This is a genomic window from Pseudomonas sp. GW704-F2, from assembly GCF_059423025.1.
The window spans coordinates 106,876-124,432 of the sequence record NZ_JBWKXO010000019.1; the positions used below are offsets into that span (position 1 = coordinate 106,876).

General features: G+C 63.6%; 15 protein-coding genes and 1 pseudogene. 11 read left to right on the forward strand and 5 right to left on the reverse strand.

Translation table 11 applies throughout. From position 1 onward, the window contains the following. Window positions 1-276, forward strand: a 276-nt coding sequence (locus tag AC07W0_RS17605; protein ID WP_495029336.1) for a DUF6124 family protein, incomplete at its 5' end; no start/stop codon positions are given. Window positions 277-405: 129 nt separating this feature from the next. Here the strand turns inward: AC07W0_RS17605 and AC07W0_RS17610 are convergent. Beyond that, window positions 406-1,905: a CoA-acylating methylmalonate-semialdehyde dehydrogenase gene (locus tag AC07W0_RS17610; RefSeq protein WP_102618278.1), complete on the reverse strand. Its 1,500-nt coding sequence runs from the start codon at window positions 1,903-1,905 to the stop codon at window positions 406-408. Between the two features lie 109 nt (window positions 1,906-2,014). On the opposite strand from AC07W0_RS17610, the gene AC07W0_RS17615 reads away from it, so the two are divergent. Then, window positions 2,015-2,953 carry a LysR family transcriptional regulator gene (locus tag AC07W0_RS17615; RefSeq protein ID WP_102618279.1) on the forward strand — a complete coding sequence of 313 codons (939 nt, stop codon included), beginning with the start codon at window positions 2,015-2,017 and terminating at the stop codon, window positions 2,951-2,953. Window positions 2,954-2,958: 5 nt separating this feature from the next. On the opposite strand, the gene AC07W0_RS17620 is transcribed toward AC07W0_RS17615, so the two are convergent. Then, window positions 2,959-4,470, reverse strand: a complete 1,512-nt coding sequence (locus AC07W0_RS17620; RefSeq protein WP_102618280.1) for a trypsin-like serine peptidase — start codon at window positions 4,468-4,470, stop codon at window positions 2,959-2,961. A gap of 174 nt (window positions 4,471-4,644) precedes the next feature. Between AC07W0_RS17620 and AC07W0_RS17625 the strand changes: the two genes are divergently transcribed. Genes AC07W0_RS17625 through AC07W0_RS17635 form a run of 3 tightly spaced genes read left to right on the forward strand, consistent with a single transcriptional unit; the run spans window position 4,645 to window position 7,373 of the window. Beyond that, window positions 4,645-5,592 (forward strand): ornithine cyclodeaminase family protein, encoded by a 948-nt coding sequence (locus AC07W0_RS17625; protein WP_017847911.1) that lies wholly within the window; start codon window positions 4,645-4,647, stop codon window positions 5,590-5,592. Between the two features lie 21 nt (window positions 5,593-5,613). After that, window positions 5,614-6,747, forward strand: coding sequence for an NAD(P)/FAD-dependent oxidoreductase (locus tag AC07W0_RS17630; RefSeq protein ID WP_046383936.1), 1,134 nt, complete (start codon window positions 5,614-5,616; stop codon window positions 6,745-6,747). Further along, complete coding sequence (locus tag AC07W0_RS17635; protein ID WP_017847913.1) at window positions 6,747-7,373, forward strand: helix-turn-helix transcriptional regulator; 627 nt, start codon at window positions 6,747-6,749, stop codon at window positions 7,371-7,373. The genes AC07W0_RS17630 and AC07W0_RS17635 overlap by 1 nt, the downstream gene beginning before the upstream one ends. A gap of 92 nt (window positions 7,374-7,465) precedes the next feature. On the opposite strand, the gene AC07W0_RS17640 is transcribed toward AC07W0_RS17635, so the two are convergent. Then, on the reverse strand, window positions 7,466-8,242 hold the full coding sequence (locus AC07W0_RS17640) for an ABC transporter substrate-binding protein (protein WP_017847914.1): 777 nt from the start codon (window positions 8,240-8,242) through the stop codon (window positions 7,466-7,468). A 135-nt stretch (window positions 8,243-8,377) separates the two neighbouring features. Then, entirely contained in the window at window positions 8,378-9,064 is a 687-nt protein-coding gene (locus AC07W0_RS17645) for a glycosyltransferase family 2 protein (RefSeq protein WP_102618282.1), read from the reverse strand. Between the two features lie 199 nt (window positions 9,065-9,263). Here AC07W0_RS17645 and AC07W0_RS17650 point away from each other — a divergent pair, with 199 nt between their 5' ends. Next, a complete protein-coding gene (locus tag AC07W0_RS17650) occupies window positions 9,264-11,663 on the forward strand; it encodes a DUF3772 domain-containing protein (protein WP_102618283.1) in 2,400 nt (799 codons plus the stop codon). A 19-nt stretch (window positions 11,664-11,682) separates the two neighbouring features. Here the strand turns inward: AC07W0_RS17650 and AC07W0_RS17655 are convergent, their stop codons facing one another. Next, on the reverse strand, window positions 11,683-12,465 hold the full coding sequence (locus tag AC07W0_RS17655; RefSeq protein WP_017847917.1) for a DNA-binding transcriptional regulator: 783 nt from the start codon (window positions 12,463-12,465) through the stop codon (window positions 11,683-11,685). A gap of 133 nt (window positions 12,466-12,598) precedes the next feature. Between AC07W0_RS17655 and AC07W0_RS17660 the strand changes: the two genes are divergently transcribed. The 5 genes and pseudogenes from AC07W0_RS17660 to mhpF form a co-directional block, all read left to right on the forward strand. Further along, on the forward strand, window positions 12,599-14,257 hold the full coding sequence (locus AC07W0_RS17660) for a bifunctional 3-(3-hydroxy-phenyl)propionate/3-hydroxycinnamic acid hydroxylase (RefSeq protein WP_102618284.1): 1,659 nt from the start codon (window positions 12,599-12,601) through the stop codon (window positions 14,255-14,257). A gap of 1 nt (window position 14,258) precedes the next feature. Further along, window positions 14,259-15,212: a 3-carboxyethylcatechol 2,3-dioxygenase gene (gene mhpB, locus AC07W0_RS17665; protein WP_017847919.1), complete on the forward strand. Its 954-nt coding sequence runs from the start codon at window positions 14,259-14,261 to the stop codon at window positions 15,210-15,212. A gap of 17 nt (window positions 15,213-15,229) precedes the next feature. Beyond that, window positions 15,230-16,093 carry an alpha/beta fold hydrolase gene (locus AC07W0_RS17670; protein ID WP_017847920.1) on the forward strand — a complete coding sequence of 288 codons (864 nt, stop codon included), beginning with the start codon at window positions 15,230-15,232 and terminating at the stop codon, window positions 16,091-16,093. A gap of 14 nt (window positions 16,094-16,107) precedes the next feature. After that, window positions 16,108-16,914 (forward strand): 2-keto-4-pentenoate hydratase, encoded by an 807-nt coding sequence (gene mhpD, locus AC07W0_RS17675; protein WP_079443509.1) that lies wholly within the window; start codon window positions 16,108-16,110, stop codon window positions 16,912-16,914. A gap of 32 nt (window positions 16,915-16,946) precedes the next feature. Further along, window positions 16,947-17,557: pseudogene (gene mhpF, locus AC07W0_RS17680) on the forward strand (acetaldehyde dehydrogenase); the annotation flags it as partial.

Sequence of the window (17,557 nt, forward strand, 5' to 3'; positions counted from 1 at the left end):
CCCACCAAAGACCGCGCTGCCTTCAACCGCGCCATCGACCATTACCTGCCCACCCAAGGTTTCCACGCCGTCAACGAGGACCTGAGCTTCGAAGACGCCCTGCTCTACACCGCCAGTCTGCTGGACAGCGCTTCGGCGACGGCGCTGGATTGCGGGGAGCTGCTGGAGAAACCGGAGCGGGCGAAGATCCTCGCGGTGTGGCATTTGCTGGAAATCGCCAAAACCACGGTTGACCGCTCCATCGAATGCCTCAGGCCCACGAAGCCCACTGCCTGACCACGCACAAAAAATGTGGGAGGGAGCTTGCTCCCGATAGCGGTGGTTCAGGCACTCATGCAGTGACTGCCACTCCGTCATCGGGGGCAAGCCCCCTGCCACATGGGTTTCTCTGTGTTCCTTAGGCTGTCATTTGGAGACGGGCATCGCAAACTCCGCACCTTGCTCAATGCTCTCCGACCAACGCTGCATGATCGACTTCTGCTTGGTGTAGAAGCGCACGCCTTCGGTGCCGTAGGCATGCATATCGCCGAACAGGCTCTTCTTCCAGCCGCCAAAACCGTGCCAGGCCATCGGCACCGGGATCGGTACGTTGATGCCGACCATGCCCACTTCGATACGCCGTGCGAATTCGCGGGCGATGTTGCCGTCGCGGGTGAAGCAGCTGACGCCGTTGCCGAATTCGTGGTCGTTGACCAGTTTCACCGCTTCTGCAAAGTCATTCACGCGCACGCAGGCCAGCACTGGGCCGAAGATTTCTTCGCGGTAGATGCTCATCTCTTGAGTCACATGGTCGAACAAGGTCGCGCCGAGCCAGAAGCCGTTTTCCAGGCCGGGTTCGGTCGGCACGTAATCGCGGCCGTCGAGCAGCAGCTGCGCGCCGGCCTGGACGCCTTGTTCGATGTAGCCGCTGATGCGCTCCAGTGCCGCGCGCGAGACGATCGGGCCCATTTCGGCCTTGAGGTCGCGGCCGTCGGTGATGCGCAGTTGCTTGGCCCGCTCGGTCAGGGCGGCGATGACTTTGTCACCCACATCGCCCACCAGCACCGCCACGGAGATGGCCATGCAGCGTTCGCCGGCACTGCCGTAGGCGGCGCCCATCAGCGCGTCGACGGTGCGTTCGATGTCGGCGTCGGGCATCACCACCATGTGGTTTTTCGCGCCGCCCAGGCCTTGCACGCGCTTGCCGTGACGCGCACCAGTTTCGTAAATGTATTGGGCGATCGGCGTAGAGCCGACAAAGCTCACGGCCTTGACGTCCGGGTGTTCGATCAGCGCGTCCACCGCTTCCTTGTCGCCCTGCACCACGTTGAACACGCCTTTGGGCAAACCGGCTTCACGCAAAAGCTCAGCCATGAACAGAGCGGCGCTCGGGTCGGTCGGGCTGGGCTTGAGGATGAAGGTGTTGCCCGCCGCGATGGCGATCGGGTACATCCACATCGGCACCATCACCGGGAAGTTGAACGGCGTGACGCCAGCGACCACGCCCAGGGGCTGGCGCATTGTCCAGTTGTCCATGCCTCGCGAGACCTGGTCGGAGTGTTCGCCCTTGAGCAGGTTGGGAATGCCGCAGGCGAATTCGAGGATGTCGATGCCACGGTCGACTTCGCCCTGGGCATCGGTAAACACCTTGCCGTGTTCGGCGACGATGATGCGCGCCAGGTCGTCCTTGCGTGCGCGCAGCAGGTGCAGGTATTCGAACAATACGCGGGCGCGGCGGATCGGCGGGGTATCGGCCCAACTGGCGAAGGCGGCTTGGGCGGCGGCGACGGCTTCGCCGACGGTCTGGCGGCTGGCCAGGGCGACGCGCCCGGTCACGGCGCCGGTGGCCGGGTTGTAGACGTCCTGATAGCGATCATCGCGGCTCACGCGCTGGTCGTTGATGTAGTGCTCGATGGTGCTGGTCATGGCAGTAGGTCCCAGGTGGGTAGCGTTGGGACACACGATAGGCTTTCGATTTGTTCCGAACCAGAGCAGAATCCAGAACTGATTGTCCTTATAGGCGAACAATAACCCCATGGAAAAGTCTGAGATCGAAGGGCTGTGGAGCCACATTCACTGGCTCTCGGTGCTGGAAGAACACGGCACCTACACCGCCGCCGCGGCGCGCCTGGGGGTGAGCAAGTCGGCGGTCAGCCAGCGCATCAGCGACCTGGAAAAAGCCACCGGCACGCGCCTGGTCACCCGCACCACCCGTAGCGTGCGCCTGACCGACGCCGGGCAGTCACTGACGCGGGACGTGCGCAGCGCCTACGAACAGATCGCCCGCAGTTTTTCTTCGGTGCGCGATGCCGCCGGGGAAATCCGCGGCTTGGTGCGCTTGACCGCGCCGGTCGCGTTCGCCCGGCAGCAACTGGTGCCGCACCTGTCGGCCTTTCTGCAACTGTACCCGCAGGTGCGGGTCCAGCTGGAGGTGTCGGATGCCTTGAGTTCACTGGCCGCCGAAGGCTACGACCTGGCGGTGCGCCACGGTTTTCAGGTGCCGGAAACCCACGTCGCATGGAAGCTGTGCGACACCACCTCGGTGCTGGTCGCCACCCGCGACTACCTGCAACGCCACGGCGAACCGCGCACCCCCGGCGAGCTCAGCGCGCATAACTGCCTCTACTACCCGCGCGGCACCGAGCAGCCCGCCTGGACCTTCGAGCGCGGCGGCAAAACCCTCGAACGGGTCACCGTGCCGATCGCCGGGAGCTTCTCGACCAACAACAGCGAAGCCTTGCGCGACTCGGCGCTCAATCACCTGGGCATCGCCCTGCTCCCGGATTTCAGCGCCCATGCGGCGCTGGCCGGCGGCACGCTGGTGCAGGTGCTCAAGGGCTGGACGCTCAAGGGCGCGTTTGCCGATGAGATTTACTTGATACGGCCCTACTCGCCCCATGTACCCAAGTCCGTAAGTGCATTGGTGGGTTATCTGAAGGAAAAACTCTCCGGTGGCTTTCGTGTCACGGGTTGACCGTCTCATCGCTGAGACGCTGCCGGCTGGCGCGTTTGGGTGGGCGGCAGGTAGGCGGATCGCTCGATCACATCCGTGCGTACCGCCGAAGGCTGCCCCGCCGGGTTACGCGCAAAGCTGCACAGGGTGACGGGCAGTTGCGAGAGCGGGTAACTCGTTCCGCCTGTGGCGAGGATGTAGCGGACGTCGTCATTGTCACGGCAGGCAGCTTCCGCCGAGGTGTCCACATAGAAGTAATGGTGGCTGAAGGCGGTCTGCGGGTCGTCCCAGTTGACGCTGTAGTTCAGGCCGATGCGCGGGACCGGCGCCGGGTCGGTCAAGAACACCGAGTGGGTGAACGCATTGTGCAGCAAGGCCGGCGTCAACGGCTCGCCGGGGGTTTGAACGCCGATGATGCACAGCACATACGCCCCCAGCGCCGGGCCGATGGCCTGATTGATGTAGCCCTGGGTTGACGCAATGGCACGTTGATAACCATTGGGCAGCCTGCATTCATTGACGTTGCGCACAGCCTTGAAGCGATAGAACGGGTCCTGGATCGAGAACCTGATGTTCCAGGTAGGCTGCACACTCTGCCCGAATTCGCCCAGTTGCATATGCACATAGGGGTTGAGCTTCCAGGGTTCCTCAAGGTGGATATCGACGGCTTTGAGCTGGCAAGCAGGCGTATCGTTCGAGAATTGGCCCTCGACAAAACAACGGTGCAGGTCGTTGGCGGGATAGCTGTAGTTGAACTTGGCCGCTTCACACGCCGAGACGTTCTGGCAGTTGTTGAGGATGTCTTTTTTAATGACCGCCGCGACTTTGCTGACAATGCCGGTGACTTCATTGGTATGCCGGTCCAGCATCGGGCTGCCGGAACTGCCGTACTGCAGGTCATTGCAGCGGTTTTTCAGGGCGCCGGGAAACACCCCGGGATGCTCGACAAAGCTGTTGGTCGCGGTTTCCTTGCAGGCACTCATACGCAAGCCCTTCTGGCGAAACCCGCTCGGCGAACCGACATTCACGACCTCACGTTCCCCGGTACTTTGATGGGTGGCGAGCTTGAGCGGCATGATGCCGTCGGTGATCAGCCCGGCGAGTGAGGTATCCAGTTCGAGCACCGCCAGATCAGTGCCGACCATGCTGGTCCAATGCGCCGTTTTAATGCGAAACGTGCGCTGTTGCGCCGATGTGTCGTGGAAATAATTGAACGTGATGCTCGCCTCGATGGCTTGGTTGACATGGGCCGTGCCGAAGCTGAAGTACACGCAATGCCCACTGGTCAAGACATACGCCGGGCCGACGGCCTTGCTCTGGCGGTTGCGGGTGTCCAGCAGCACCGCGTTGCAGGTTTGGCCGATCGCATTTTTCAACAACCCGATACCGGACCACAGCGCGTAACGCTGGTCGTGGTTCTGCAGCGCCAGGGAGGCGCTGCCATCGTTCAGTCCCTCGGCCAGGTCTCTGGCGTGGGTGTGGCCGGTAAGGCAAGGCAACAGCAGTAACACGAGGGGGAAGATGCAGCGGGTCAGCATGGTCGAACGTCCGGGTGGCAACAGGGGTGGTGCCGAAACGTACTTGAGCCGTGGCGAACAGGTGACCTATATAGATGTGGGGGCTGCCGGCTTGAGCGTATTTTTTTCCCCGGGATATTGCCCGCAACAACTAAAAGTCCATAATGGACAAATTAGTTTACAGCGGAGTTCCCCATGTCCAGCACGCCCCATGTCATCCAGCAGGCCCAAGCGCGCGAGTTACTCGCTCAGATCGACGTGCCCCAGATCCTGCACAAGCTGTTCCGCGACCTCGCCGCCGGGCTGGCGGTGCAACCGCCGCAACAGTTAGTGGCGTTTCCGAAGGGCGCCGGCGACTTCATCAACTACCTGGGCGTGCTGGCCGAGGACGGCGTGTACGGGGTCAAGACTTCGCCGTACATCGTAGGGGAGCAAGGGCCATTGGTGACGGCCTGGACGCTGTTGATGTCGATGCACAGCGGCCAACCGTTGCTGTTGTGCGATGCCCATGAACTGACCACCGCACGCACCGCCGCCACCACGGCCCTCGCGGTGGACGCCCTGGCGCCATTGGCGGCCCGGCGCCTGGCGATCATCGGCAGCGGCAAGGTCGCCCAGGCGCACTTGCGCTACGTGCAAAACCTGCGGGACTGGCAGCACATCAGCCTGTTTTCACCGAGCCTGGCCAGCGCCAGCCCCGCCACCCTCGCGCAGCTCACCGGCCTCGACCCGCGCCTGAGCATCGCCGACAGCTGCGCGGCGGCCGTGGCGGATGCCGACGTGATCATGCTGTGTACCTCGTCGGCCGGCCCGGTGCTCGACCCGGCGCACCTGAGCAAACCGGCGCTGATCACTTCGATCAGCACCAATGCGCCCCGCGCCCATGAAGTGCCGCCCCACAGCCTTAACGCGATGCAGGTATTCTGCGACTATCGCCAGACCACTCCGGACGCGGCCGGCGAAATGCTGATCGCCAGCGAACAGCACGGCTGGGACAAACGCGCGGTGATGGGCGACCTGCCCGAGCTACTCAGTGACATGGCACAGCGCCCGGACTACCAACGCCCGGTGTTTTTCCGGTCCATCGGGCTGGGGCTGGAAGACATTGCACTGGCTAACGCGCTGTACCAGCTGCAGCGCTAACCCCACCTTCAGGAGATGTTCATGAGCCACGCAGACTTCATCATCATCGGCGGCGGGATTGCCGGCGCGTCCACGGGTTTCTGGCTGTCGCCCCACGGCAAGGTACTGGTGCTGGAGCGTGAGGCCCACCCCGGCTATCACTCGACCGGGCGTTCGGCCGCGCTCTACAGCGCCGCCTACGGCACCCCGCAAGTGCGCGCACTGACCCTGGCCAGCCGGGCGTTTTTCGACAACCCGCCCGCCGGTTTCTGCGAACACCCGCTGCTCACGCCCCGGGGCGAGATGACTGTGGACTTCAGCGGCGACCCGGCCGAGCTGGACAAGCAATACCTCAGCGCCAAGGCCACCGTGTCGCAGGTCGAACGACTGAGTGCCGACGAAGCCTGTGCACGCTTGCCGATCCTGCGGCGCGACAAAGTCCACGGGGCGATCTACGACCCGACCGCCAGCGACATCGACACCGACGCCCTGCACCAAGGCTACCTGCGCGGCATCCGCCGCAACCACGGCGAAGTGCGGACCGACAGCCACGTGCTGGGCCTGAGCCGCACTGCCGACGGCCTGTGGCACGTACAAACCCAGCATGAAACCTGCACCGCGCCGATCATCATCAACGCCGCCGGCGCGTGGGCCGACCATATCGGCGGGCTGGCCGGCGCCGCGTCCGTCGGCCTGCAACCCAAGCGTCGTTCGGCGTTCATCTTCGCCGGCCCCGAAGGCGTGGACAGCCACGCCTGGCCGATGCTGGTGGCCCTCGACGAAGCGTTCTACATGAAACCCGATGCCGGCATGTTCCTCGGTTCGCCAGCCAACGCCGACCCGGTGGAACCCCAGGACATCCAGCCCGAAGAACTGGACATCGCCATGGGGATCCACCAGATCGAAGAAGCCACCACCCTGACCATTCGCCGCCCGACCCGCACCTGGGCCGGCCTGCGCAGTTTTGTCCACGACGGTGATTTGCTGTCCGGCTTCGATCCGCGGGTGGCCGGGCTGTTCTGGGTGGCGGCACAGGGCGGGTACGGCATCCAGACCTCGCCCGCGATGGGCCAGGCCAGCGCGGCCTTGGTGCGCGGCGCGGCGCTGCCGGAGCCACTGGCGCGGTTCGGCCTGGACGCTGGTATGCTCTCCCCCGAACGCCTGGAGCCGCATTGATGAACACCGCTGAACAAGACAAGGTCCTGCAGAACTTCCGTGCGATCGCCGATGCGATCGCCACGTTGTTCTTCCCCCACGCCGAAGTGGTGCTGCACGACCTGCGCACGCAAAAGGTCGACTACATCGCCAACAACCTGTCGAAACGGGCCATCGGTGACGATTCGGCGCTGGAAGACATGCTGAGCGACGACATCCGCGAAGTGAATATCGGCCCCTACGAAAAGCTCAACTGGGACGGTCAGAAAATCCGCAGCCTGAGCACCGTGCTGCGCGACCACAAGGGTCGCCCGCTGGCCGTGCTGTGCATCAACCTGAATATCTCGCTGTTCGAAAACGCCAAGGCGGCGCTGGACCTGTTTCTGTCACCCAGCAAGCTGATCCCGCAACCGGACTCACTGTTTCGCGATGACTGGCAGGAACGGATCAACACCTTCTTGCACGCCTGGCTGCGCGAACGCCAGTTGAGCCTGAACCTGCTGACCCGCGACCACAAGCGCGAGCTGGTGCTGGCGCTGCACGCCGAAGGCGCGTTCAAGGGCAAGAGCGCCTCGAACTACGTGGCCAATGTGTTGGGCATGGGGCGGGCAACGGTCTACAAGCACTTGAAGGAACTGAAGGGCTGAAGCCGGCAGCCGCGATCAAATGTGAGAGCGGGCTTGCCAGGGCTCGACAGCTCTCACACTGACCTACAGCGTTTTCAAGTGCGTATTCAGCATCAGTCGCCGTAGATATCGGACTTGAAGTACTGCGCGGAAATCTTCTGGTACTCGCCATTGGCGCGGATGCCGTCGATGGCCGCATTCAACTCACTGACCAACGCGCTATTGCCCTTGCGCACCGCAATGCCGGCGCCCTCGCCCACGTATTTCGGGTCTTTGAGTTCCGGCCCGACAAACGCATAACCCTGGCCTCGCGGCAGCGACAGGAAGTCACTCAGGGGGATGGTGTCGGCAAAGATCGCATCCAGGCGCCCCGCCGCCAGGTCCATGTAGATTTCTTCGTTATTGCTGTAGCGCTTGACGTTGATGCCCTTGGGTTCGAACACCTCGGTGGCATACCGGTCGGTGGTGGTGGCCCGCTGCACGCCGACGGTCTTGCCTTTGAGGCTGGCGTACTGGTCGTCCACCACCGCGCCGTCCTTCATCACCAGACGCGATGAGGTGAAGTAATACTTGTGGGTGAAATCCACCGACTTCTTGCGGTCTTCGTTGATGGTCATGGACGACAAGGCCATGTCGATTTTCTTCACTTTCAGCGAAGGAATCAGCCCATCGAACTCGCCTTCGACCCACACACACTTGACTTTCATCTGCGCGCACAAGGCGTTGCCGATGTCATAGTCGAACCCGACGATTGTGCCTTCCTGGGTCTTCGATGCGAACGGCGGGTAAGCTGCCTCGATGCCGATGCGCAGGGTTTTCTCGGCGGCCAGGGCGTGGCCGCAAGCGAACAGGCTCAGGGCCAGGGCGGTGATGAGGGAGCGTTTCTTCATGGTCGTGGTCTCGCAAGTTATTGTCGATTTGGCAAGATTGAAGAAAAAGTCAGGCAGGTTTTTTGTACTTATAAATCCATAATGGACTTTAGCGTATTTTCCGTCAATCGCTTCCAGGCAATCCACGCACGGGGCTCAGGTGCAGGGGGAATCGGCTTCGGTGTGAGCGGACGGCGGGATCAGCGAAGCCAGGTATTCGCCAAACCCGCCCTGGCACTTGTAGTCCCGACGGGCGCTGGTAATCACCGGAATGGTGGCCGTCCAGGCGATCCGCGCGCCGGTCCGTTCAAGGTCGGCCACCAGGCGGACGTCTTCATCGGCGGCCAGGTGCTGAAACCCACCGGCGGTGCGATAGGCCTCGGCACTCAACCCAAGGTTTGCCCCATGGATGTGGCGGTGGTTTTCGATGAATCGGTAGCGCTCCAGGTATTGCGCGCGCACCCGTTCGCCGTGCTCGTTCCAGCTGTCGACCTCGACGGTGCCGCACACCGCGTCAGCGCCAAACCCGAGCTGGCGCACCAGCCAATCCTGGGGAACCCGCGTGTCTGCATCCGTGAAGGCAAGCCACTGCACGCCGCGCTTGAGCAACGCCTCGGCGCCGACGGCTCTGGCCTTGCCCACATTCTGAAAACGCACGTCGAGTGTCGCCGCACCGTGGGCCGCCGCCAACGCGTCGGTGCGGTCGGAACAGTCATCCAGAACCACGAGTATCTCAACCGGGCGGCCGTCAAGCGCGGGATGTTCACTGGCGAGCCGCACAGAAGCGAGGCACTCGCTGATCTGCCGCTCTTCATTATGGGCGGGTATCACGACTCCTATCATTGGCGTTGCCTCAGTTGGCGAAGTATGTCCAGCTATCGACATAGCGCTGAGGCAGAAGGTTTAAACAATCTTGTGCCGCCGCCTGACGACGCGCATCGTTGCCGCCGTGCCTCCCCAAAAAATTCGCACGAATGGCTTGCCTTCGCCTCATAGAGTGGTGACGCTTAGGTATTTGGGTAACCGTCAAAGGGCAAGGCGCATGCATCGAGTCACCACGAGCCGTTTTTTCACCGGGCTGTTCGCCCTGCTGATGCTGTGCGCTACGTTGCCCAGCCTCGCGCAGGCTGCGTCTTCGCCGATCAGCGACCCGCGCAGTGTGCCGCTGCTGGCTGAAGACGCCAGTGTGCAAGACCTCAACGACCAACTCGACCTGATCCGCCAGAAAGTCACGGGCAGCGCCAACGACGACCTGCTCTCGACCTTGCGCCAGGCCGCCTTGCAGGTGCAAAAACAGGCCGACACCCTGGCCGCCAAACAAATCCTCGATCTTGAACACCTGGATGACCAGCTCAACGTGCTTGGCCCGGTACAGGTCAATGAGCCCCCCAGCCTGACCCAACAACGCAGCGCATTGACCCGGCAGAAGAACACCCTGCTCAACGAGCAGCGCCAGGCCAGCAGCCTGAGCCAATCCGCCAGCGACATGGCCGCGCAGATCTTCAGCCTGCGCCGCAGCCTCTTCGACTCACAGATCAGCACCCGCTCGGCGAGCCCGATCAGCGTGGTGTTCTGGTCCAACATCATCCGCCCGACCGACGACGACCTCAGCCGTTTACGCAGCCTGTACGCCGATGTACGCAGCGTGACGGACACCGCCGTGGCGCCGGGAAACCGCTGGTTTTTCGTGAGCATGCTGTTCAGTGCGCTGCTGGTCTGGGTGACGGGACGACGGGTGTTGGAGCACACGCTGGTCCGGCTGACGGTGCGCTGGATCCCCGAAGGCCGCCTGCGTCGCAGTGCGCTGGCGCTGGCGGTGGGGCTGGCCACCGTGCTGACCATCAGCCTGGCCGCCACGCTGCTGCGCTGGGGCGTGCTACGCGACACCGTGCCCAGCGCCGACATGCTCACGCTGCTCGATCAATTGCAGACCCTGGTGGTGTTCTGCGCCTTCATTGTCGGCCTCGGTCGCGCCCTGTTGATGCGCGCGCATCCGTCCTGGCGCCTGCCCCAGATCCCCGACCAGATCGCCGTCGCCCTGGCCCCCTTCCCCGTGCTGATGGGCCTGGCCTTGATGCTGATCGGCACCCAGGAACGCATCAACAGCGTCATCGCCAGCAGCCTGGCACTGACCGCGGCGGTGAACGGCCTGACCGCGCTGGCTATCGCGCTGGTGTTCTTCTTCGGCCTGCTGCGTTACCGCCGCACCTGCCGCCGATACGCGCTTGAACGCATGAACGGCATCGCCGGGCTGATTCCGTTTGTCGCCGGGACCTGGATCGGGATCAGCCTGCTGGCGCTGTTGAGCGGCTACCTGACCCTGGCTTACTTCCTCACCGTCAAGCTGCTGTGGATGAGCGTGGTCGCGGCGACGGCTTATCTGCTGATCGCCTGCTTCGGCGACCTCTGCGAGACCCTGCTCTCGCCGAAACAGCCTGGCGGCCTGGCGCTCGGCTCGGCCCTGGGCCTGTCCGAACGCCACCAGGCACAGGCCAGCACGATACTCGCGGGCGTGGGCCGCACCCTGCTGATGTTCACCGCGGTGCTGTTGGCGTTCCTGCCCTCCGGCTCCAGCCCGGGCGAGCTGCTGGCGGGCCTGACGCAACTCGACCTGGGCAGCAAGCCGCTGGGCAACCTGAACATCGCCCCCGGCGATATTCTGCTGGCCCTTGTCCTGCTCGCGATCGGCCTGTTCGGCGTGCGCGTGCTCAAGAACTGGCTCGGCGAACGGCTGCTGCCGGAAACCAACATGGACGCCGGCATGCGCGCCTCGCTGGTGACCCTGGTGGGTTACATCGGCTTCGTGCTGGTCGCGGTGGTGGTGATGTCCACGCTGAATATCAGCCTGACCAACTTGACCTGGGTGGTCAGTGCGCTGTCGGTGGGCATCGGTTTCGGCCTGCAGGCGATCGTGCAGAACTTCATCTCCGGCCTGATCCTGCTCACCGAACGCCCGGTCAAAGTCGGCGATTGGGTCAGCCTCGCGGGCGTCGAAGGCGATATCCGCCGCATCAACGTGCGCGCCACGGAAATCCAGATGTCCGATCGTTCAACGGTGATCGTGCCCAACTCGCAGTTCATCACCCAGAACGTGCGCAACGTGACCATGGGCAATGCGCTGGGCGTGGTCGGCATCACCCTGACCCTGCCGCTGGAAACCGATGTGCTGCAGATCCGCGAACTGCTGTTGACGGCATTCACCGAACACGAAGACGTGCTGGACACGCCGGCGCCGTCGGTGACGTTCAAGGACCTGACCGCCAACGGATTGGTCATCGGCGTCAGCGGTTACGTCAACAGCCCGCGCTCGGTGGGAACAGCCCGCAGCGACCTGCTGTTCACCGTCCTTGGGCGCCTGCGCGAACTCGGCGTGGCGCTGTCATCGCCGCAGAGTATGGTGCTGATCAATGAGGCGGCGGAAAAAGCCTCGCCGGCCGATTAGAGCGCCACACAACCAAGCATCAGCACTCCGCCAATTGCGTTCTGATTTTTTCCACCACGCCCTGCATGGCCGGCAGATAGCGGCGGGCGGCTTCCTCAACTGACATCGCCTTGGCGATGTAGACCAGATTCAGGCAGCCCATCACCCGCTCCTCGTGCCTGATCGGAATCGCAATCGCAGCGATTTTACGCTCAAGGCCCCAGTGGGAATTGTTTTCGCCGTAGCCCTTGCCGAGGGTGTGCTCGACCAACCGATCGACAAAGCCGCGATCCGCTGCCAGCGCCGACTGTTCATCGTCGCGGCTGATCAACAACTCGATCAGCTCTTCGCGCTCGGCGGGCGGGCAGAACGCGAAGTACGCGCGCCCGATGGCGGTCATGAGCAAGGGTAAACGCCGGCCGACCATGGAGCGGTGAAACGACAGGCGACTGAAGCGATGCGTGGTCTCGCGTATCACCATGGCGTCGCCGTCCAGCGTACACAGGTCGGTGGGCCAGACCACTTGTTGCAGCAGCTCGCCGAGCAGCGGTGCGGCAATCGACGAAATCCATTGCTCGTCGCGAAATCCCTCGCTCAGTTCGCGGACTTTCAGCGTCAGGCGATAGCTGTCATCCGACTCGCTGCGGCGCACGTAACCCTCGGCCTGCAAGGTCTCCAGCAGCCGGCGAACCGTGGTCCGGTGCAGCCCGCTTTGCTCGGCCAACTGCGCCGTGCTGGCCCCGCCGTCGAAACGATTCAAGCCATTGATCAGGGCCAAACCCCGCATCAACCCACGAACGGTTTTGTATTCTGTTTCGCTCATGGACGCTCCATTATCGTTTCAAATCAACGCTGTGCACCTGGTGCACACTAGCAGGGGTTTTCGTTGTCCACCAGCCTCGTGATTTCCATACTGCGCCCCACAAGAAATCCAAAAACGCTGTACGGAGATACCCATGAGTCTTGCACCCGCTCCTTCCACATTGGAGCTGACCGCCGACGTTGCCATCGTCGGCGCCGGCCCTGTCGGCTTGATGATCGCCAATTACCTGGGGCAACGTGGCGTAAACGTCACCTTGGTGGAAAAGCTCGACACCCTGATCGACTACCCCCGCGCCATCGGCCTGGACGATGAAAGCCTGCGCACGTTCCAGGCCGTCGGTCTGGCGGACAAGGTGCTGCCGCATACCACGCCCTGGCACGCCATGCGTTTCCTGACGCCCAAGGGTCGCTGCTTTGCCGATATCCAACCGAAAACCGACGAGTTCGGCTGGTCCCGCCGCAACGCGTTCATTCAACCTTTGGCCGACCGCGTGCTGTTCGACGGCCTGCAGCGCTTCAGCAACGTCAAGGTGCTGTTCAGTCGCGAGCTAGACAGCTTTGAACAAAGCGACAGCGCGGTGGTGCTCAACCTCAAGGATCAGCATGGCCGCAGCGAACGCCTGAATGCCCGTTACCTGATCGGTTGCGACGGTGGCAACAGCCTGGTGCGGCGCAGCCTGGACATCAGTTTCGAAGGCAAGACCGCGCCCAATCAGTGGATCGTGGTCGACATCGCCAACGACCCGTTGTCCACGCCCCATGTCTATCTGTGCTGCGACCCGGTGCGTCCTTACGTGTCCGCCGCCCTGCCCCATGGCGTGCGTCGTTTCGAGTTCATGGTGATGCCCGGCGAAACCGAGACCGAGCTGAGCAAGCCCGAGAACCTGCGCAAGCTGCTGAGCAAAGTCTTGCCCAACCCCGACCGCATCGAGCTGATCCGCAGCCGCGTCTATACCCATAACGCGCGTCTGGCCGGGCGGTTCCGCCAGGGCCGGGTGCTGCTGGCCGGCGATGCCGCGCACATCATGCCGGTATGGCAAGGCCAGGGTTACAACAGCGGCATGCGCGATGCCTTGAACCTGGCGTGGAAACTCGCGCTGGTGATCAAGGGCCTGGCCGCCGACAGCCTGCTCGACAGCTACGAACAGGAGCGCCGCGACCACGCCAAGGCGATGATCAACCTCTCCGTACTCGCCGGCCACGTATTGGCGCCGCCGAAACGCTGGCAAGGCACCCTGCGCGATGGGGTGTCGTGGCTGCTCAACTACCTGCCGCCGGTCAAGCGCTACTTCGTCGAAATGCGCTTCAAACCGATGCCGCAATACACCCGGGGCGCGTTGATCGTGCCGACTGCAGCGGGCTCGCCGGTGGGCAAGATGTTCATTCAGCCAAAGGTCTTGACCGACGCCGGCACCACCGTGCTGCTGGACGAAGTGATTGGCGACAACTTTGCGATCATCGCCTGGGGCTGCGATCCGACCTGGGGCCTGTCGGCCACGCAAATCGCCCATTGGAAAGCCCTGGGCACGCGCTTCATCCAAGTGTTGCCGGACGTCCAGCTCCGAGTACCGAGCGATGCCGGCCAAGACGTGATCCGCGTGGGTGACAGCAGCGGGCGCTTGAAAGAATGGTTCGCGCTCGGCACCTCGTCCATCGCCCTGGTGCGTCCAGACCGCTTCCTCGCCGGCCTGGCGATCCCGCAAACCGTCGGCCAGGCCTGCGATGACCTGGCCCGGGCGCTCAAAGCCGTGCCGCCAACCTCGGTGAACGCTGTTGTCAGCAAGGTCGCATGACATGAGCGCCTTTGTGCATTGTTTGTCTCATACGCCGTTGGTGGGCTACGTCGATCCGGCGCCGCATGTGTTGGCTGAAGTCGACGGCGTGATCGACGCCGCGCGCGAGCGTATCGCCCGCTTCGACCCGCAGCTGGTGGTGCTGTTCGCTCCCGACCATTACAACGGCTTTTTCTACGACGTGATGCCGGCCTTTTGCATCGGCATGGCGGCCCACGCGATTGGCGATTTCGACACCGCCGCCGGCCCGCTCGACGTGCCCAAAGCGCTGGCCGAATCCTGCGCCCAGGCGGTGCTGGATGCCGGTGTCGATGCCGCGGTGTCGTATCGCATGCAGGTCGACCATGGGTTCGCGCAACCGTTGGAACTGTTGCTCGGCGGCTTGCAGCGCTGCCCGGTGATTCCGGTGTTTATCAACTCGGTGGCGGTGCCGCTGCCGAGTTTCAAGCGCGCCCGACTGTTGGGTGAAGCGATTGGCCAATGGGCCAAAGCGCTGGATAAACGTGTGCTGTTCCTCGCTTCCGGTGGCTTGTCCCATCAGCCACCGGTACCGGAACTGGCCAAGGTCGACGCACGCATGGCTGACCGTCTGATGGGCAGCGGGCGTCAGCTCCCCGCCGATGAACGACAGGCCCGCCAGAACCGGGTGATTCAAGCCGCCCGCGCTTTCGTCGAAGACCCGAACAGCCTGCACCCGCTGAACCCGGCCTGGGATCAGCAGTTTCTCGACAGCCTCGAACAGGGCCGTATGCGCGACCTCGACAGCTTGGGCAATGACGCGTTGTCGGCGCTGGCCGGCAAGTCGACCCATGAAGTCAAAACCTGGGTCGCCGCCTTCGCTGCCCTGAGTGCCTTCGGCCCGTATCAGACCGAAGGCCGCTACTACCGCCCGATTCCCGAGTGGATCGCAGGTTTCGGTGCGCTTGGCGCACAGCCGCTGCCCCCTCACCCATGAATTCAAGGAACACTGCCATGACTGCCACTGCTTTCAGTGAAGCCTCCACCAGCCGCTTTGCCCGTATCAAGGAAGGCGACCTGGACCTGCAACTGCACTACAACGACCTTGGCGAAGGCGCCGACACCGTGGTCATGCTGCACGGCTCCGGGCCGGGCGCGAGCGGCTGGGCCAACTTCAATCGCAATATCGAGCCGCTGGTGAATGCCGGTTTTCGCGTGATCCTGATGGATTGCCCCGGCTGGAGCAAAAGCGACACGATCGTCAGCGAAGGCTCGCGCTCGAACCTCAATGCCCAGGCGCTCAAGGGCCTGCTCGATGTGCTGGGGCTGGAGCGCGTGCACATCATCGGCAATTCGATGGGGGCCCACAGCACCGTCGCCTTCGCCCTGGAATACCCTGAGCGGATCGGCAAGCTGATCCTGATGGGCGGCGGCACCGGCGGCCCGAGTGCCTTCGTGCCGCAGCCCACCGAAGGCATCAAGCTGATCGGCGCGCTGTACCGCGACCCGACCATCGAGAACCTGAAGAAGATGATGAATGTCTTCGTTTTCGACGCCAGCGGCCTCACCGACGAACTGTTCCAGACCCGCCTGGACAACATCCTGTCGCGCCGCGATCACCTGGACAACTTCGTCAAGAGCAGCACGCTCAACCCCAAGCAATTTCCGGATTTCAGTCACCGCCTGCACGAAATCAGCGCCGACACCCTGCTCGTCTGGGGCCGCGAGGACCGCTTCGTGCCGATGGACACCGGCTTGCGCCTGCTGGCCGGCCTGCCCCGGGCGCAGTTGCATGTGTTCAACCGTTGCGGCCACTGGGCGCAGTGGGAACACGCCGAGAAGTTCAACCGCATGGTCCTGGACTTCCTGACCCACTGATCATCGAGGCTGACATGACACTGACTCAAGACACCCTGCAACAACTCGCCGCCGACCTGCGCCAGGCCGAAGACCACGGCGAAGCCATCGGGCCGCTGCGCGAGCGGATCGGTGCAGACAACGCCGCCGCCGCGTATGCCATCCAGCGCCTCAACGTCGACCACGGCGTGGCCAACGGGCGCCGCGTGGTCGGGCGCAAGATCGGCCTGACCAACCCCAAGGTCCAGGCCCAGCTGGGCGTGGACCAGCCGGACTTCGGCACCCTGTTTGCCGACATGTGCTACGGCGACAACGCCACCGTGCCGAGCGGCCGCGTACTGCAACCGAAGATCGAGGCTGAAATCGCGCTGATCCTCGAACGCGACCTGCCCCGCGCCGACACCACATTCGCCGACGTGATGGCGGCCACCGGCTGGGTCGTGCCGGCCCTGGAAATCGTCGGCAGTCGCATCCAGGGCTGGAACATCCGCTTCGTCGATACCGTGGCTGACAACGCGTCCAGCGGCTGCTTCGTACTCGGCGGCCCGGCTCGACGTCTCGATGGGCTCGACCTGCGCCAGGCCAGCATGCGGATGACCCGCAACGCTGAAGAAGTGTCCAGCGGCAGTGGCGCCGAATGCCTTGGTCACCCGCTCAATGCGGCGGTCTGGCTGGCCTGCGCCATGGCGCGCCTGGGCGATCCGCTGCGCGCCGGCGACATCATTCTCACCGGCGCGCTGGGGCCGATGGTGGCGGTCGCTGCCGGTGATCGGTTCGAGGCCGAGATCGACGGCATCGGCCGGGTCGGCGTGAACTTCTCGGTAGACAGTCGCGCCGAGTAATCGGCGACTTGCGTGCATATGAGGCAATAACAATGAATAAACTCAAAGTCGCCATCATCGGTTCCGGCAACATCGGCACCGACCTGATGATCAAGATCCTGCGCAACGCCAAACACCTGGAAATGGCGGTCATGGTCGGCATCGACCCGGCCTCCGACGGCCTCGCCCGCGCCCAGCGCATGGGCGTGGCTACCACCCACGAAGGCGTCGAAGGCCTGACCCGCATGGACGTGTTCCAGCACATCGACTTCGTCTTCGATGCCACCTCGGCCGGCGCGCATGTGCAGAACGATGCGTTCCTGCGCGCGATCAAGCCCGGCATCCGCCTGATCGACCTGACACCGGCAGCCATCGGTCCGTACTGCGTGCCGGTGGTGAACCTGGAGCAGAACCTCGATCAGCTCAACGTCAACATGGTCACCTGCGGCGGCCAGGCGACCATTCCGATGGTCGCCGCGGTGTCGCGCGTGGCCAAGGTGCATTACGCCGAGATCGTCGCCTCGATCGCGAGTAAATCCGCCGGCCCCGGCACCCGCGCCAACATCGACGAATTCACCGAAACCACCTCCAAGGCCATCGAAGTCATCGGCGGCGCGGCCAAGGGCAAGGCGATCATCGTGATGAACCCGGCCGAGCCGCCGTT

Excerpts from the sequence above, each read along its gene's own strand:
- AC07W0_RS17610 (WP_102618278.1), bottom strand. The coding sequence starts at position 1,905 with ATGACCAGCACCATCGAGCACTACATCAACGACCAGCGCGTGAGCCGC.
- AC07W0_RS17615 (WP_102618279.1), top strand. The coding sequence starts at position 2,015 with ATGGAAAAGTCTGAGATCGAAGGGCTGTGGAGCCACATTCACTGGCTC.
- AC07W0_RS17620 (WP_102618280.1), bottom strand. The coding sequence starts at position 4,470 with ATGCTGACCCGCTGCATCTTCCCCCTCGTGTTACTGCTGTTGCCTTGC.
- AC07W0_RS17625 (WP_017847911.1), top strand. The coding sequence starts at position 4,645 with ATGTCCAGCACGCCCCATGTCATCCAGCAGGCCCAAGCGCGCGAGTTA.
- AC07W0_RS17630 (WP_046383936.1), top strand. The coding sequence starts at position 5,614 with ATGAGCCACGCAGACTTCATCATCATCGGCGGCGGGATTGCCGGCGCG.
- AC07W0_RS17635 (WP_017847913.1), top strand. The coding sequence starts at position 6,747 with ATGAACACCGCTGAACAAGACAAGGTCCTGCAGAACTTCCGTGCGATC.
- AC07W0_RS17640 (WP_017847914.1), bottom strand. The coding sequence starts at position 8,242 with ATGAAGAAACGCTCCCTCATCACCGCCCTGGCCCTGAGCCTGTTCGCT.
- AC07W0_RS17645 (WP_102618282.1), bottom strand. The coding sequence starts at position 9,064 with ATGATAGGAGTCGTGATACCCGCCCATAATGAAGAGCGGCAGATCAGC.
- AC07W0_RS17650 (WP_102618283.1), top strand. The coding sequence starts at position 9,264 with ATGCATCGAGTCACCACGAGCCGTTTTTTCACCGGGCTGTTCGCCCTG.
- AC07W0_RS17655 (WP_017847917.1), bottom strand. The coding sequence starts at position 12,465 with ATGAGCGAAACAGAATACAAAACCGTTCGTGGGTTGATGCGGGGTTTG.
- AC07W0_RS17660 (WP_102618284.1), top strand. The coding sequence starts at position 12,599 with ATGAGTCTTGCACCCGCTCCTTCCACATTGGAGCTGACCGCCGACGTT.
- mhpB (WP_017847919.1), top strand. The coding sequence starts at position 14,259 with ATGAGCGCCTTTGTGCATTGTTTGTCTCATACGCCGTTGGTGGGCTAC.
- AC07W0_RS17670 (WP_017847920.1), top strand. The coding sequence starts at position 15,230 with ATGACTGCCACTGCTTTCAGTGAAGCCTCCACCAGCCGCTTTGCCCGT.
- mhpD (WP_079443509.1), top strand. The coding sequence starts at position 16,108 with ATGACACTGACTCAAGACACCCTGCAACAACTCGCCGCCGACCTGCGC.